We start from the raw sequence: 13,470 nt of genomic DNA on the forward strand, positions 1-13,470 counted from the left end.
CTTCCGCATGTCTGCTGACCGGAGATCCCCGTGATTGCTCAATTCGTCGTACAGAAAACTCATAACAGGGCAACGATTTACGCGTTGGACGAACACCCACGAGGTCACTCGCAGGGCACCAGCTACATCTCGAACCTGACAGTGGTGGCCTCGCTGTCTGGGCCGCACGTTGAACATGCAGACTGGGCGGTCTGGTGCATGAACGAGTTTCTGTGCGGTGGGCCATCGCGATCCGGGCCGACCGACGAGAACCTGCACTTCTTGAGGTCTAAGCTCCCTCGGCCCGTTTGGCAGTCCGTCGCAACATTTCTCCACGGGTTAGCACCGATCGAGCCAGGCTCGTTCGATGAGGAGCGCGGCCAGGTTGTCCGTGACATCCGGCATTTCAGCACGGGAGCGATGGAGGATCTTGCCAGAATAATGGAGTCGGCATTCGATCTCGACTTGGGCCTTCGCATCGCAAATGCTCAGTGTGGCTGTCAGATCGAATGGATCGCCACAGTGCGTACGTCTACCGGAACCTACCGGAACGATCGGACTACATGGTCAGGGGAGCGGCGCACCTGGACTCTTCCTCCCCATGTCGAACTGGTGGAGACCTGTCATCTCTTCGAGGATATCTACGGCGCTCTCGAGATCGCTCTTGCAGGGTCATCGAAGGGTCGCCGCGTCCGGATACATCTGGCACGCCCATACTATGTGCCGTTTGTCGATGACGACGGGCCTGACGACCCGGATCCTGACCACTACTGGGTTGTCGATATCTTCGACGCGCCCGTTCCTGACCGGTTTACCGAGACCGGTTCCACAAGGGAACTGTAGGTGTTGGCGCCCGGGCTCAACGACCGATGTCGACCGCCGTGTCCACCGCCGCACGGCGCGTGCGGTGGACGCGGCGCGCCTCGGTGACCAATTACCCAGCGACAGTCTTGTGGAATTTCCAAGCGTCACCGACGATGTCGACGATGTCGGGGTTCGTCGGCGACCATCCGAGCTCACGTTCTGCTAGTTCAGAGGAGGCGTATAGAACCGCAGGATCACCAGGTCGGCGTGGTGCTGTCTCGACTTCGAACTGAGAGGCTGTGACGCGCCGAACGGCGTCGAGGACTTGTTGATTGGAGAACCCGATTCCATTGCCCAGGTTGTAAATTCGGTGCTCGCCGGAGCCAATGGAATCAAGCGCCAGTAGATGCGCCCGTGCGAGGTCGGTGACGTGGATGTAGTCGCGGATGCAGGTTCCGTCAGGAGTCGGGTAGTCGTCGCCGAAGAGATTGAACTTGTCGCGGAGGCCGGCGGCGGCTTCCAGCGCCAAGGGAATGAGATGGGTTTCAGGAGTGTGGCGTTCGCCGATCATCGAACCGTCAGCGCAGGTATGCGCGCCCGCGACGTTGAAGTAGCGCAGGCTGACGGCACCGAGTTTGCTCGCGCGGGTGATCGATGCGATAGCTCGGTCGACTGCGAGTTTGGTGTCGCCGTAGGTGTTGACCGGGTTCGTGGGGGCGTTCTCGGTGATCGGAACTGTGTCGGGCTCGCCGTAGACCGCGGCGGTGGAGGAGAACACCAGGCGCGGTATCCCGGCGGCGCGGATGGCGTCGAGGAGGGCGAGTGAGGCTCGGGTGTTGTTGTCCCAGTGCCATTCTGGGTGGTTCATTGATTCGCCGGCGGCGATGAGTCCGGCGAAGTGGAGCACTGCGTCGAATCCGGCGTCGGGGGTGAGGACGGCGGCGATGTCGTGTACGCGTAGTTGGTGGAACCGTGCTTCGGCGAGGATCTGCCGGTCGTCGTTGCGGGAGAGGTCGTCGACGACGTCGACTTGGTGCCCGGCGTCGAGAAGGAGCCGGGTCACGGTCGCGCCGACGTAGCCGGCGCCACCGGTGACGAGGATCTTCATGCAGCGACCTGCACTTTCATGGCGAGGAGGTGGTCGTGGATTTCGCGTCGGTGCTTGGCGAAGTAGGAGTCGGGGCCGGGCTGTTGCTGCGTTCCTGCCCAGCCGGTGACTCGTGACCAGGTTGCGCGCTCCACGGTACCGATCTTGTCCAGGCGAGGGTTCGAGACCCACGCGGCGGCGACTTCCCGGGCCAGCTCGCTGGCTCGCTTCTGATGGCTGGCGATGATCTGCCCGCTGCTGGTGGTGGCGTATTTGCTCAGCCGTACTGCGTCTGGTCGTGGGCCACCGAAGGCGAAGTCGAATCGGTGGAAAGCGTCGTGCACGTAGACCCAGAATCGGGACGGGTCCAACGGCGGCTGCCGTGGATCGATGCGCCAAGCCAGTTCGGCGCGCATCTGTTCGGCGAGATGCGGGGCCATGCGGGCGAAGTCGTGATGGGCGTAGGCGCCGCGTTCCAGCATTGCCGTCGCACGAAGCACTTTCATGCACAGCCGGTTTGCCAGCAGGTGGAATTGGGTGGAGTCCAGGCCGGTCTGCCACCTGTAGTTGAGTCGATGCCAGTAGTAGGCCTGGATGTAGTACAGCAGGATCTCGTAGGCGTCGCGGTCGTCGAGTCGCACGGGATTGTGCTCTGGCAGGCCGTGCAGGGTCAGCGGGACGCCGAGGTTCTTGAAGTCGTAGCCCAGTGACGTTGTGACGGTGCGGTAGTCGCGCAGCGGCAGCGTCATCAAATCCACGGTGGGGAAGCGCTTTTCAGCGCTCGTGCGCATTTGGGATATGAGCGCTGTCGGTGTCTCACCAGAGGAGACATAGAGCAGGTCGAGGTCGCTGATGAGTTGGTGCTGGTCGTGGTGATAGCGAATCCAGCTCGGTTCGCCGCGGGCCATTGATCCACCCAAGATGAGCCAGTCGGTGTCGGGCACGTGTTCGCCGAGGGCGAGCAGGTCATCGGCCACGCGGGCTGCGACCGTCGTCAGCTCTGCTGTGTCGGGGAGACGCCGGGTGATCGTGGCGGCCAGGGATGCTGTGGTGCCGATGGGCTGAGGAGCTGTCGTGGTCATTGCTCAGCTCTCCACAGGAGTGATCGACAACGTAGCGGTACTGGCGGGGAGGGGAATTTCCTCGTTGGCCTTCTTGGCTGTCAGGTGTGGGCACAGCGATCCGCAGATAGTGCACGGTGCACCGGTTTTCAATCCGGCGTTGATGAAGGCGTTACCGGCCAGCCGTGGGTAGAGCGCGTGGGTGGCTTGCACCTCCCAGTTGTTCGCGCGCCGAGCGACGGAGATGGCACGCTGGCGGGCTGCTTTGTCGGTGTTGCCGCGACCCAGTTCGAGCGCGGTGATAGCGACTTTGACGTTGCGTACGGCTTCGGCGGTATCGGAACCGGTGGGCATCAGGTAGTGCTCGACCTGGGTGATGGAGGCGAACATGTCTCCGCCGTGCTGCCCGGCGGTGGCCACGCCGATGGTGTTGACGATCGAGTCGAGGGTGACAGCGTTGTCGATGACCATCGGGCCTGCCAGCCACAATGGCTCGCCACCGAGGGCCTTCTTGTAGGCGGGGATGATTTCGTGGATGCGGTGTAGCGGGATGTGGCCGCCGGTTTCGCACAGGACTTGGACGCCGGCGTCGAGGGCTCGGCGTCGCAGCATGGCCAGCAACTCGATCTCGCGCCATTTCAGATCGTCACCGGCGTCGGCTGTGGCGCCGGGGCGGAAAATGTCGCCGAGGTCGAGCACCACGCTGCGGCGTCGGCAGATGTCGAGGATGCCGTCGAAGTATTCATGCAACGGCGATTCGACGTTGTGCATGCGCATGTAGCGCGCGATCAGTCCGCCACCGCGGGAGGTGGTGGGCATGATCCGTGTCGACTGCTCACTCATTCGCGCCAACTCCGGGTTGATCCCGGCGTGGATCAATGCGAAGTCGACGCCGGAGTCCAGGCCGAGTTCGAAACGTTCCAAGAACTCGGCACGACCGAGCTTCTTGCGAGGTTGGGCGAACAGGTCGTAGGTGAGGCAGCAGCCCAACGGAATCCCCACCACTTGCTTCAGTTCGCGGCGCAGCGCGATGCCCTCGGGGTTGGTGGTCAGGTCGATCACCGCGTCGGGTTTGGCGGCCAAGATCACCGACATGCTGTCGACGATCGCGTCGCGGTTGGTGTCCTTGGGGCCCAACCCGATCAGCGCCGTGACTTTTCGTCGAGTACCCGCGCCGACGAAGATCGGGGCAAAGCCCTTGTGATAGCGAGAATCGTTGGAGCGCAAGAACACCAGAGTGCCGCCCGCGATGGCGGTCGCGGCCTCGGTGACTGCGATTCCTTCGCGCGCGCAGGTTTCGAGGAACTGTGGATCAGTCGGGTAGTCGAGATCGAGCATGGTAGTACACCTTTCAATCGCTGGATATGGGGGAGGAATGCTGCAGTGGTCGCGGCATGGCTGCCTGGCCGGTACGGAGGTCGCCCCAGTCGATGACGTGGTCGGCGACGGTGGTCCATGCTTGATGCAGCTCGTCGAAGTCGATGGGCGCTCTCGCGTGGAACTTCGCTTCGAATCCGATGTACGCGGCGGCCAGTTCATCTAGCGCGGCGCCGTAGTCCCGATCGGGCAGCCGGGAGTGATTCGCGACCCAGGTATCGACCAGTTCAGCGAGTTCAACTCTGCGCGTGTCGATTCGGGCAGTGTTTGCGGGGTTAATGTGGCGGCAGCGGTGCAGGTGAGCGAAGGCTTGAGCCCAGCGCGCGATCAGGTGGTCACCAGGAAGGTGTCCAAATGCGCCACGGAAGGCGGAGATCAGCTGGTAGCCGGTTGGCAGTTCGTGCGCGGTAGGAAAAACGCCGTCAGTTTCCGCAGCATGGGGATTGTCGGTAACAGGGGAACTCGGGGTAGCCAGGGTGAGGTTGACCCAACCGGCTTCTCTCATCACTTCGACCAGCCTGATCAGATCGGTGAGCAAGTGGCTCGACATGTGCGGCCTCCTGGCGACGCATCCGGCAGCGAAGGGCATCGATCTGGCGGCCTCGCCATGGATTCCCTGGAACAGGTACTGATGAAAAGCGTCGCCCACCAGCGGTATCGGAGGTAACCGTGTAGCGATCGCGTACCGTAGGCGTATCGTGTGGACTTCCGAGATCAGGTGCTGAAAAGTAGGAAGCGGCGATGATGCGAGGGCGGGCTTGGACAGGCTTTGAGGCAGCTGCGCTTCAAGAGGCGATGCGAAAGTCGATTCGAGAGTTCGCCACGCTGCTCGGTGTCGAGACGACCACGGTCAACAACTGGCGCTCAGGCCTGAGCGCCGTGAAACCCAGATCCACGGCGCAAGCGATCCTGGATACGACGTACCGTCAGCGTGCATCTCCAGCGGATAGAGAACGCTTCGAGCAGATCGTGGCGGACGGGGAAGCCGTTTGGCGGGACCGCCATTCAACCGTGCTGCGTCACACCCAGACCGCGATCGCACACTCCGACCGCGATGATGATGACGGGTTGCCGGAGAACGGTGACCAGGCGATCACGACGGATCTGCTCGCGGTCCTGGGCCGCGTCCACAAGCTGAGCCGATCTGTCAATCCCGAGATCATTGACCAGCTGCGAATCAGTACGCACCACGCAATCGCGAACTATGAAACTGTAGATCCTGCCGGACTCGTTCCCGCGTTGAAGCAGCAGCGGGCATGGCTCGATGGGCTCATCGATGAATGCAGCCATCCGAAACAGCGCAGCGAGCTGTTCGACATCGCCAGCGAAACTTCGGGACTGCTCGGCTATATCGCCGTCGGGACTGGCCATTATTCGATGGCACGGGCTTACTGTCTGGAGTCTTTCCATCTGGGGGACAATGCGCAGAACGCTAACCTCACAGCATGGGCGCGTGGGCTGCAAAGCTTCTGTGAGTACTACGCAGGGAGGTACGAACGAGCGTTGGACTATGCTCGAGACGGCCTCGCTCGCGCCGAAGATGGGCCGCAAAGCGTAAGACTAGCGATCAACGGAGTCGCGCGAGCAATGGGTAAGCTCGGCGATACTGACGGCGTACGACGCACGGTGGACCGGGCATACGAGCTGGTCGCGTGCGATAGTGCCCCAGATGGAGTGCCATCCAGCATCTCTCTGGGAAGCTACAGTGCGGCGCAGGTGGCTGGAAATGCCGCGACATCGTATCTGTCGTTGGCGATGCCGGACAAGGTCGAACAGTATGCGGAGCTCGCGTTGGCGGACATGAACAACACGAACTCGCCGTGGGGTAGGTCGCTGGTGATGATCGACGTGGCCCGCTCGCATGTCTTGGCCGAAGATGCCGACCTGGATGCTGCAGTGGCGATAATGCACGATGCTCTGGACACTTCGCCAGACAAGCCTATGGCCCAGGTTCAGCGCCGAGCTTCGGAATTTCTCCGTGACGTGGCCGACAGGTGGGGGGATACCTCGCAGTTGAAGGGCGTCCGGGATGCGCTGGCCAGTAAGGACGGCGACAAGTGACCGGAAACTCGGACAGCCTGCGACCCCGTCCGCTCGAAAACGGCCCGCTCGGTTACTACTGGTTCTTGACCTTCGATCACGCTTCGGAACTTCATTCGCGGACCAAAGAATGCCAGCAGGCCATCGATCCGGCGTACTTCAAGACCACGCCGCCCGACGGACTCCACCTGACGTTGGATCGAATCTCACGCCCGTACACGTGCACGTTCGAGCAACGTGCTTCTATTGCGGAGGCCGCGCAGCATGCCTGCCGAGACCTGGGCCCGTTCAGCTTATCCGTCGATCGGCTGACCAACATTCGTGGTGCGATCGGCTTCGTGATCTCACCCGCGGCGCCGGTGATGGAGCTTCGCGACACGCTACGAGCGGCAACGATCTCCGTCTTGCCGCACGCGTCGCTGAAGGAATCAACATCGGATCCCCATGTGACGATCGCGTACCCGGTTTTCGAAGGTCTGGAAGAGGTGGCTGCCACGACTGCAGCGACGGCTGGCAGTGCTATCTACGGCTTCGATGTCGTGACCACCGAGGCCGTGCTGGTTTCGCTCGAACTTCGGGACAACTCCTATATATGGGATGTCATCGAACGGATCGAACTGGGTCGGGACAGTCGAAGCGGTTTGGCCGAAGCGGGGCTCCCGGGTTAGTGCCGTCGACCGTGAAGCCAGAGCAGATGGCGTTTCCAGCAATCCGCGAGGCTGTCGACAAGTTGTCCCGGTGGGGCGTGCGCTTCGTCCATATCGACGGAGGACTCGGCGCGGTCCTGGGGCGCTGCATTGAAGGAATTGGGTCGACCGCGAACGTTGCCCATCGGCTGACCGGCGGTGAGTAGCATCTGCCCATGAGTTCCGGTAAGTCTTCGATTGTCCTGTTCCATGGCGTCACCATGTCGGCGGCGGCGTGGGAGGACGTTGTTCCGTGCTTGACCGATCATCACGACGTGATCGCTCCGACCGCGCTCGGGCATCGGGGCGGGCCGGCGGTGCGGGAGCGCCCGGTCAAGGTGCGCGACATCGTCGACGCGGCGGAGCGGATGCTGGACGAGCGGGGTATCGCGAAGGCTCATCTCGCGGGGAACTCGCTCGGCGGGTGGATGGCCATCGAGCTCGCGTTGCGTGGTCGGGCGTTGAGCGTCTGCGCGCTCTCGCCTGCGGGGTTCTGGGATGGTGGTGGTCATGGACAGACCGACGCGGTCAGGAAGCTGCGCCGCATGGGCGCCTTGGTCCAGCTGTCGCGCCCAGTTCAACCGGTGGTCCTGCGGTCGGCGGTGGTCCGGCGGCTCGCGCTGCGCGATATCGCTTGTCGAGCTGACCGTTTGATGCCGGCGCAGGCGATGACAGCGGCCGCTGACCTCATCGGGTGCACGGTCACCGAAGACGTGCTCGACACCAGGGAGCAGATCGCGTCGGTGCCGGAGTTGCCGTGTCCGGTCACCCTGGCCTGGTCGGAGAAGGATGCGATCCTGCCGTCGGCGGTCAATGGCCGCATCGCCCAGGAGCGCTTCCCGCAGGCCCGCTTCGAGATCTTGCCGGGCGTCGGACATGTGCCGATGATCGACGATCCGAAACTGGTCGCCGCGACGATCCTGGCGACGACGGGTGCCGTGCCCACCGTGACGGGCGTGCCGTCGGCGAGCCCTGACGCCGACCGGTAGGAAGACGGCAGGACCCTCCGACGCCCGCGTTCAGTCCTTCGACTCCAGCTGCTGCTTGAGGTTGCGCAGCGTGCGGCGGATGTTCTTGCGCTGGAATTCCACGAACGTGTCGCCGCCGGTGACGACCCGGTCGAAGACCTGAACCGCCGCGTTCGGCCATGACTTGCGATCGTCGTGCCAGGTCTCGGTGACCCGGGTGCCACCGTTGTCCGGCTCGAATCGGTATTCCCAGGTCGCGATGCCCGCCCGGATCCACGGCCGCCGGACGCCGATCGCCTCCACCCGGAACGCGAACCGTTTCCCCGGCTCGGCCGCGATCACCACGCAGCGGGTCACCCAGCGAGCACCGCCACGCTTGTTCAACCCTTCGAATTCCATTCCCACATAGGTGGACTCGCGCGGTTGGGCAACCTTCGCGCCACGGTTCTCCGGGCTCCACCGACCCATCAGTGTCGGATCGCTGACCTGCTGATAGATGGACACCGGATCGGCAGCGATGTCGATGCTGTCGAAGACGGTCGTGGTGCGGCTCATGGACTCGAACCTATCCGAAATGCGGTGCTGTCCTCACGTGGCTGAGGCTGCGGGCCTATTGACCCTGGTGCGCGGCGTCGAGAAGCGGCTGCCCGATGACGCCCATCGCCTGCGACGCGCCACCGAGGACCCACCCGCCGTCGGCCGGAAGCACAACGCCGGAGACGTAGTCGGCCAGCGGGGAAGCCAGGAATCGGCAGACGTTGGCGACATCGCGGGGGGTGCCGTAGCGGCGCAGCGGCACGCTGCCGGTGACCAGGGCCCGGTCCTGCTCGGTCGGGGCCAGCCGGGCCATGCCCTCGGTGCCATCGATCGGGCCCGGGATCACACCGTTGACGCGGATGCCGAACGGGCCCCACTCCATCGCCAGGACCTTGGTGAGCATGTCGACGCCGGCCTTGGCGGCACACACGTGCGCCTGGGTGATCGTCGGCAGCTCCGACTGCGGTGCCGAGATGTTGATGACGGAGGCGCCGGGCTTGCGCAGGAACTGGTAGCTCGCGCGCAGGACGTTGTAGGTGCCGAGCAGGTCGATGTCGACGACCGACTTGAATCCGTTGGCGGACATGCCGACGGCGGCGGCGGGGAAGTTGCCCGCCGCACCGGAGATCATCACGTCGAAGTCGCCGAACTGCTCGTGCACCGATTGCAGCACGGCCTCGGTCGCGTTGTAGTCGCGGACATCGGCGCTCCCGCCGAATGCTTCGGCCCCGAGCTCGCGCAGCCGTTCGACGGCCGCGTCGACCTTGTCCGCGGAGCGGCTCAACACGGCCACCCGGGCACCGGCCCGCGCGAAGTCCTCGGCCACACCGAGATTGATGCCGCTGGTGCCGCCCGCGACGACGACGACCTTGTCGGCAAGGTCGATCTTCTGGATGAATTCTGACGCCATGCCGGGCAGACTATCAGTAGTACGAACTATTATCTGTAGCGATTATCGGTGTGGATGGCTGCCGATGACCGATGTGGGTGCGGCGCCGACTACGATCGGCTCTGCTGTCCAGCCCAGAAATCGAGGTTTCCCACCAGTGACCGAACCGTTGATCCCGGACATGGTCGCCGACCACACCAGCTGCCTGCTGATCAAGCTCGGGCAGGTGATGTTCCGCGTGAGCGAGGATCGGCTCGCCACCCTGGGCCTGCGGACCAGACACTTCATGATCTTGAAAGTGCTGGCAGGCGACCAGGCCAGCTCTCAGCTCGAACTGGGAACCCGGCTGCGCATCGACTCGACCACCATGGTCGCCGCGATCGACCATCTGGAATCGGCGGGCCTGGCCGCCAGGATTCGCGATCACCGCGACCGTCGCCGGTTTCTCGTCGAGATCACCGAGCAGGGAATGCGTGCCGTCGAGCAGGCCGACGAGCTCGTCCGCACGCTGAACGACGACCTCTTCGACGGTCTGGATCAGGATCAGCGCGCGAACTTGCACCAAGCGTTGCTGGCGATGAATTCCGGCGAAGCGTTGCCGCGGGCCTACGACGCCGTGCGGCAACGCTGACCCCCGCGCGATAGCGTTCCACCGGATCTCGGTGCCGGTCGATCCGGTGGAACGGGTTTTCATCGCTGCGGCGAACAGCTAGCCGCGCAGGGCGGAGGCGAAGATCGCCGGTAGCTTGGACCACCCCGGCGCGGCCGAGAAATAGGCCAGCAGACGGCCGGTGGTGGCGGCGGTCTTGTTCGTCACGAACCAGGGCGGCTTGGGGGCCAACGTGAATTCACCGCGCGTGATCGACCTCGGCGCGGGTCGGAACGGCCCACGGACGACAGTGCGTTCGGGGTCTTCGATCAGCAGCGCGTTGTGCACCACGCCGATACCGCTCTGCACATCGTCGAGGGTGTGGCCGGGGAACGCACCCCAGCTCGCGCGGGCGGTCAGGTAGCCGACTCCGGTCCAGGCGTTGATCGCGACGGTGCCGTAGCGAAGGTCGGCGATCGCCTCATCGAGCGCGGCGCCGAGCTGACGCAGCGTCTTCGGGTGGGCGATGATGTTCACGCCTAGCGTGCCGATGAACTGCTCGTTCGAGACCTCGACCGCGGCGCGCAGGAACTCCGACCCGGTGCCGGGCAGTTCGGTGACACCGAAAACGGGGGAGAAGTACTCCTCGCGCAGCGCTGGTTCGTCCTTCGACGGCGAGATTCCGAGCACCAGCGTGCGGTCGTTGTTCGGGCCGACGCGCTGTGCCTGCGGATATTCCTTGCGCGCGTTGGCTACTCGACTCTCGCTGCCCGGGTAATACGCCGGTCGCCCGGGTGCCCGCTCGAACGCCGCACGCAGTTCGGCGAGGAACTTCTGCTTCTGCGGCCAGTCCGCGCTCACGATGGCGACCTGGGACGCGACACAGTTGTACCCGTTGTTGTGCAGTCGCTGCGTAGCGAGGTGTTCGGCCTGGAACTTCAGATCCGCCTCCGACCAGTGCCCGGGGATCACGATGGTGGGTGAGACGCCGCCGAGTTCGCTGGTGATCGGCTTCGTCAGCAGCGGTGTGTTCGCTGCTTTGCGTTGCGCGCCTTCGGCTCCCCGGCCGAACACGATGGCGTCGTGGGTGTTGCTGCTGCCGGTCATGTGCACCGAGGCCACGTCGGGATGGTTGACCAGCGCGGTGCCGACATCGGCGCCACCGGTGAGGATTCGCAAGAACCCCCGATCGATCAGCGGGGCGAAGATGCGCTCGAACACCGGAAGCAGCGGGTCGGTGATGGGGTTGAGCTTCAGTGCCACGACCCGGTTGTCCGCGATCAACTGGTACAGCAGGTCCAGTGGCGGAATGGAGAAGATGTTCCCGGCGCCGAGCACGACGCCGACGCCGCCTGCCCTGTGTGGTGCGCGCGCGCCCAAACCGGCTCGCCCCCGGACGGTTTCGGCGTCGACATCGGGCTTGGTCCACACCTCAGCGGTGAAGCCGTTGAGCAGCAGCCGATCGAAGATCCCGTGCGGAAGTACGTGCACGGCCGACCGGTTGCCCGGCGCCGAGGTGATCTCGAAGTCGTCGACCGGGCTACGACCGGCGTCGAGCGCGGCGAGGCTCTCGATCAACGCACCGGTCCCGGTGATCACCGGATAGGGGCCGCTGACCCATTCCTCGCCGACCAGGGGCGAATCCTTCGGCAGGCCCTTGATGCCGAGGGCGATGTCTACCCAGTCCTGCGCGTGTTGCTCGGTCAGGTCGTGCACCTGCTGCAGCAGCAGGCGACGGTCGGTGAGCGGAGTCGCCGCCCACCGCACCGCGCCCTCGGCCAATGCCTCGATCGCGGCGTCGATTGTCGTTGCTGTGCTGGTCATTTCGATCCTTCGGTGGTGGCGACGGCATCTTCGCGAATGAGATCGGCGGCCTTCTCCGCGATCATGATGGTCGGCGCGTTCGTGTTGCCGCGCACGACCGTGGGCATCACCGACGCGTCGACGACGCGCAAGCCCTGGAGGCCGAGCACCCGCAGCCGGCTGTCGACGACCGACCCGATGGCACACGTCGATGTCGGGTGATACAGCGTCTGGCCGTATCGGCGGGCGAAGGCGAGCAGGTCTTCCTCCGAATCCGACTCGGGGGCAACGAAGTCCGCGGTGATGTGTTCGGCGAGAGCGGCCCGGCCCGCGATGTCGAGGGCGATGCGCAGACCCGCGACAATGCTGCGCCGGTCCTCGTCGGTGGCGAGGTAGTTGTGCACGATTCTCGGCGCGGTGGTCGGCGCGGCCGAACGGAGCATCAGTTTGCCGACGCTCGTCGGATGGAGCACGCAGGGTCCCAAGGCGAATCCGTGCGCGACGGGTGCGCCGAGTCCCTCTTCGTGAAACAACACCGGTGCCAGGTGGAACTGCACGTCCGGACCTTCCAGGCCGGACCTCGTCTCGAAGAATCCGCCCGCCTCACCGATGTTCGAGGTGAGCGGACCACGGCCTTGCTCCTGCAACAGCGCGAGGTTCTCCGGCGACAACGCGGTCATCAGCGACTCGGTGTCGGTGCGGTAGTTGATCAGCGTCATGTAGTGGTCTTGCAGGTTCTCGCCGACCGGAAGGTCGCGCACCACCTCGATCTGGAACAGCGCGAGCTCATCCGCGGGACCGACGCCCGACAGCAGCAACAGATGCGCCGATCCGTAGGTGCCGCCGGAGAGGATGACTTCGCGTTCGGCACGGACCGTGTCGACCTCGCCGCCACGGCTGATCTCGACGCCGACCGCGCGATCGCCCTCGAACAGCACCTTGTGGGCGAGCGCGCCGGTGATGACGGTCAGGTTCGGCCGTGTCATCGCCGGATGCAGATAGGCGACGGCTGTGCTGCACCGCATGCCGTCGCGCTGGGTCACCTGGTAGCGGCCCACGCCCAATTGTGTTGCGCCGTTGAAGTCTTCGTTGCGCGCGTACCCGGCCTGCTCGGCCGCCTCGACGAAGGCGCCGGCAATGGCGTGCTGTGAGCGACTCTCCGAGACCCGCAGTGGCCCACCGGCGCCGTGATAGGCGTCCTTGCTCCGTTCGTTGTCCTCGGCTCGCTGGAAATACGGCAGGACATCGTCGTAGGACCACCCCTCGGCACCGGCCGCGGCCCAGGCGTCGTAGTCGGCACGGTTGCCCCGGATGTAGATCATCGCGTTCATCGAGCTCGATCCGCCCAGCATCCGGCCGCGGGGCAGGTACGCGCGTCGGCCGCCCAGCTGCGGTTCGGGTTCGGTATCGAGATCCCAGTCCCACTCGCTCTTGAACAAGGCGCCGAACGCGGCCGGGATATGGATCTCGTCGGCGCTGTCGGCCGGCCCGGCTTCGATGACGGCGACCGATACCGCCGGATCCTCGGAAAGTCTGGCGGCCAACACGGCGCCTGCCGAACCCGCGCCGACGATGACGTAGTCATACATTGCAATGCCTCTCGCTGCGATGTAGTGAGGTGGATCACGTACCCCGATCGTGGCCGACGGC

Annotated in this window: 13 protein-coding genes; 5 read left to right on the forward strand and 8 right to left on the reverse strand. The window is 64.5% G+C overall.

Going from position 1 to position 13,470, the window contains the following annotated elements; translation table 11 throughout:
- The first annotated feature begins 30 nt into the window (after positions 1-30).
- Positions 31-822, forward strand: a complete 792-nt coding sequence (locus ACFTS5_RS13705) for a hypothetical protein (protein ID WP_378630754.1) — start codon at positions 31-33, stop codon at positions 820-822.
- Positions 823-913: 91 nt separating this feature from the next.
- Here the strand turns inward: ACFTS5_RS13705 and galE are convergent, their stop codons facing one another.
- From galE to ACFTS5_RS13725, 4 genes are read right to left on the reverse strand one after another with little or no spacing between them, the layout of a single operon-like run.
- Positions 914-1,891: a UDP-glucose 4-epimerase GalE gene (gene galE / locus ACFTS5_RS13710; protein ID WP_378630755.1), complete on the reverse strand. Its 978-nt coding sequence runs from the start codon at positions 1,889-1,891 to the stop codon at positions 914-916.
- Complete coding sequence (locus ACFTS5_RS13715; protein WP_378630757.1) at positions 1,888-2,952, reverse strand: hypothetical protein; 1,065 nt, start codon at positions 2,950-2,952, stop codon at positions 1,888-1,890. Before ACFTS5_RS13715 ends, galE begins: the two co-directional genes overlap by 4 nt.
- 3 nt (positions 2,953-2,955) lie before the next feature.
- Positions 2,956-4,269, reverse strand: coding sequence for a phosphomethylpyrimidine synthase ThiC (locus ACFTS5_RS13720; protein ID WP_378630759.1), 1,314 nt, complete (start codon positions 4,267-4,269; stop codon positions 2,956-2,958).
- A gap of 13 nt (positions 4,270-4,282) precedes the next feature.
- Positions 4,283-4,957 (reverse strand): hypothetical protein, encoded by a 675-nt coding sequence (locus ACFTS5_RS13725; protein ID WP_378630760.1) that lies wholly within the window; start codon positions 4,955-4,957, stop codon positions 4,283-4,285.
- A 92-nt stretch (positions 4,958-5,049) separates the two neighbouring features.
- Here ACFTS5_RS13725 and ACFTS5_RS13730 point away from each other — a divergent pair, with 92 nt between their 5' ends.
- The 3 genes from ACFTS5_RS13730 to ACFTS5_RS13740 all read left to right on the forward strand — a co-directional run bounded on the left by ACFTS5_RS13730 (position 5,050) and on the right by ACFTS5_RS13740 (position 8,023).
- The gene (locus ACFTS5_RS13730) at positions 5,050-6,369 is read left to right on the forward strand and encodes a helix-turn-helix domain-containing protein (protein WP_378630761.1); all 1,320 of its coding nucleotides are present in this window, start codon (positions 5,050-5,052) and stop codon (positions 6,367-6,369) included.
- Positions 6,366-7,016 carry a 2'-5' RNA ligase family protein gene (locus ACFTS5_RS13735; protein WP_378630762.1) on the forward strand — a complete coding sequence of 217 codons (651 nt, stop codon included), beginning with the start codon at positions 6,366-6,368 and terminating at the stop codon, positions 7,014-7,016. Before ACFTS5_RS13730 ends, ACFTS5_RS13735 begins: the two co-directional genes overlap by 4 nt.
- Positions 7,017-7,210: 194 nt before the next feature.
- Complete coding sequence (locus ACFTS5_RS13740; RefSeq protein WP_378630763.1) at positions 7,211-8,023, forward strand: alpha/beta fold hydrolase; 813 nt, start codon at positions 7,211-7,213, stop codon at positions 8,021-8,023.
- A 30-nt stretch (positions 8,024-8,053) separates the two neighbouring features.
- Here ACFTS5_RS13740 and ACFTS5_RS13745 read toward each other — a convergent pair whose 3' ends face one another.
- Together ACFTS5_RS13745 and ACFTS5_RS13750 are read right to left on the reverse strand one after the other, a co-directional pair.
- A complete protein-coding gene (locus ACFTS5_RS13745) occupies positions 8,054-8,557 on the reverse strand; it encodes an SRPBCC family protein (protein ID WP_378630764.1) in 504 nt (167 codons plus the stop codon).
- Between the two features lie 55 nt (positions 8,558-8,612).
- On the reverse strand, positions 8,613-9,449 hold the full coding sequence (locus ACFTS5_RS13750; RefSeq protein WP_378630765.1) for an SDR family oxidoreductase: 837 nt from the start codon (positions 9,447-9,449) through the stop codon (positions 8,613-8,615).
- Between the two features lie 136 nt (positions 9,450-9,585).
- Between ACFTS5_RS13750 and ACFTS5_RS13755 the strand changes: the two genes are divergently transcribed.
- Entirely contained in the window at positions 9,586-10,059 is a 474-nt protein-coding gene (locus ACFTS5_RS13755; protein ID WP_378630766.1) for a MarR family winged helix-turn-helix transcriptional regulator, read from the forward strand.
- Between the two features lie 78 nt (positions 10,060-10,137).
- Here ACFTS5_RS13755 and ACFTS5_RS13760 read toward each other — a convergent pair whose 3' ends face one another.
- Positions 10,138-11,841, reverse strand: a complete 1,704-nt coding sequence (locus ACFTS5_RS13760) for an aldehyde dehydrogenase family protein (RefSeq protein ID WP_378630767.1) — start codon at positions 11,839-11,841, stop codon at positions 10,138-10,140.
- Positions 11,838-13,409: a GMC family oxidoreductase gene (locus ACFTS5_RS13765; RefSeq protein WP_378630768.1), complete on the reverse strand. Its 1,572-nt coding sequence runs from the start codon at positions 13,407-13,409 to the stop codon at positions 11,838-11,840. The genes ACFTS5_RS13760 and ACFTS5_RS13765 overlap by 4 nt, the downstream gene beginning before the upstream one ends.
- Positions 13,410-13,470 lie beyond the last annotated feature (61 nt).

Source organism: Nocardia sp. NPDC056952, from assembly GCF_042674185.1.
GTDB lineage: Bacteria > Actinomycetota > Actinomycetes > Mycobacteriales > Mycobacteriaceae > Nocardia.

Bases quoted from the DNA above. Each gene is read 5' to 3' on its own strand.
- galE (WP_378630755.1), bottom strand. From the start codon at position 1,891: ATGAAGATCCTCGTCACCGGTGGCGCCGGCTACGTCGGCGCGACCGTG.
- ACFTS5_RS13715 (WP_378630757.1), bottom strand. From the start codon at position 2,952: ATGACCACGACAGCTCCTCAGCCCATCGGCACCACAGCATCCCTGGCC.
- ACFTS5_RS13720 (WP_378630759.1), bottom strand. From the start codon at position 4,269: ATGCTCGATCTCGACTACCCGACTGATCCACAGTTCCTCGAAACCTGC.
- ACFTS5_RS13730 (WP_378630761.1), top strand. From the start codon at position 5,050: ATGATGCGAGGGCGGGCTTGGACAGGCTTTGAGGCAGCTGCGCTTCAA.
- ACFTS5_RS13740 (WP_378630763.1), top strand. From the start codon at position 7,211: ATGAGTTCCGGTAAGTCTTCGATTGTCCTGTTCCATGGCGTCACCATG.
- ACFTS5_RS13745 (WP_378630764.1), bottom strand. From the start codon at position 8,557: ATGAGCCGCACCACGACCGTCTTCGACAGCATCGACATCGCTGCCGAT.
- ACFTS5_RS13750 (WP_378630765.1), bottom strand. From the start codon at position 9,449: ATGGCGTCAGAATTCATCCAGAAGATCGACCTTGCCGACAAGGTCGTC.
- ACFTS5_RS13760 (WP_378630767.1), bottom strand. From the start codon at position 11,841: ATGACCAGCACAGCAACGACAATCGACGCCGCGATCGAGGCATTGGCC.
- ACFTS5_RS13765 (WP_378630768.1), bottom strand. From the start codon at position 13,409: ATGTATGACTACGTCATCGTCGGCGCGGGTTCGGCAGGCGCCGTGTTG.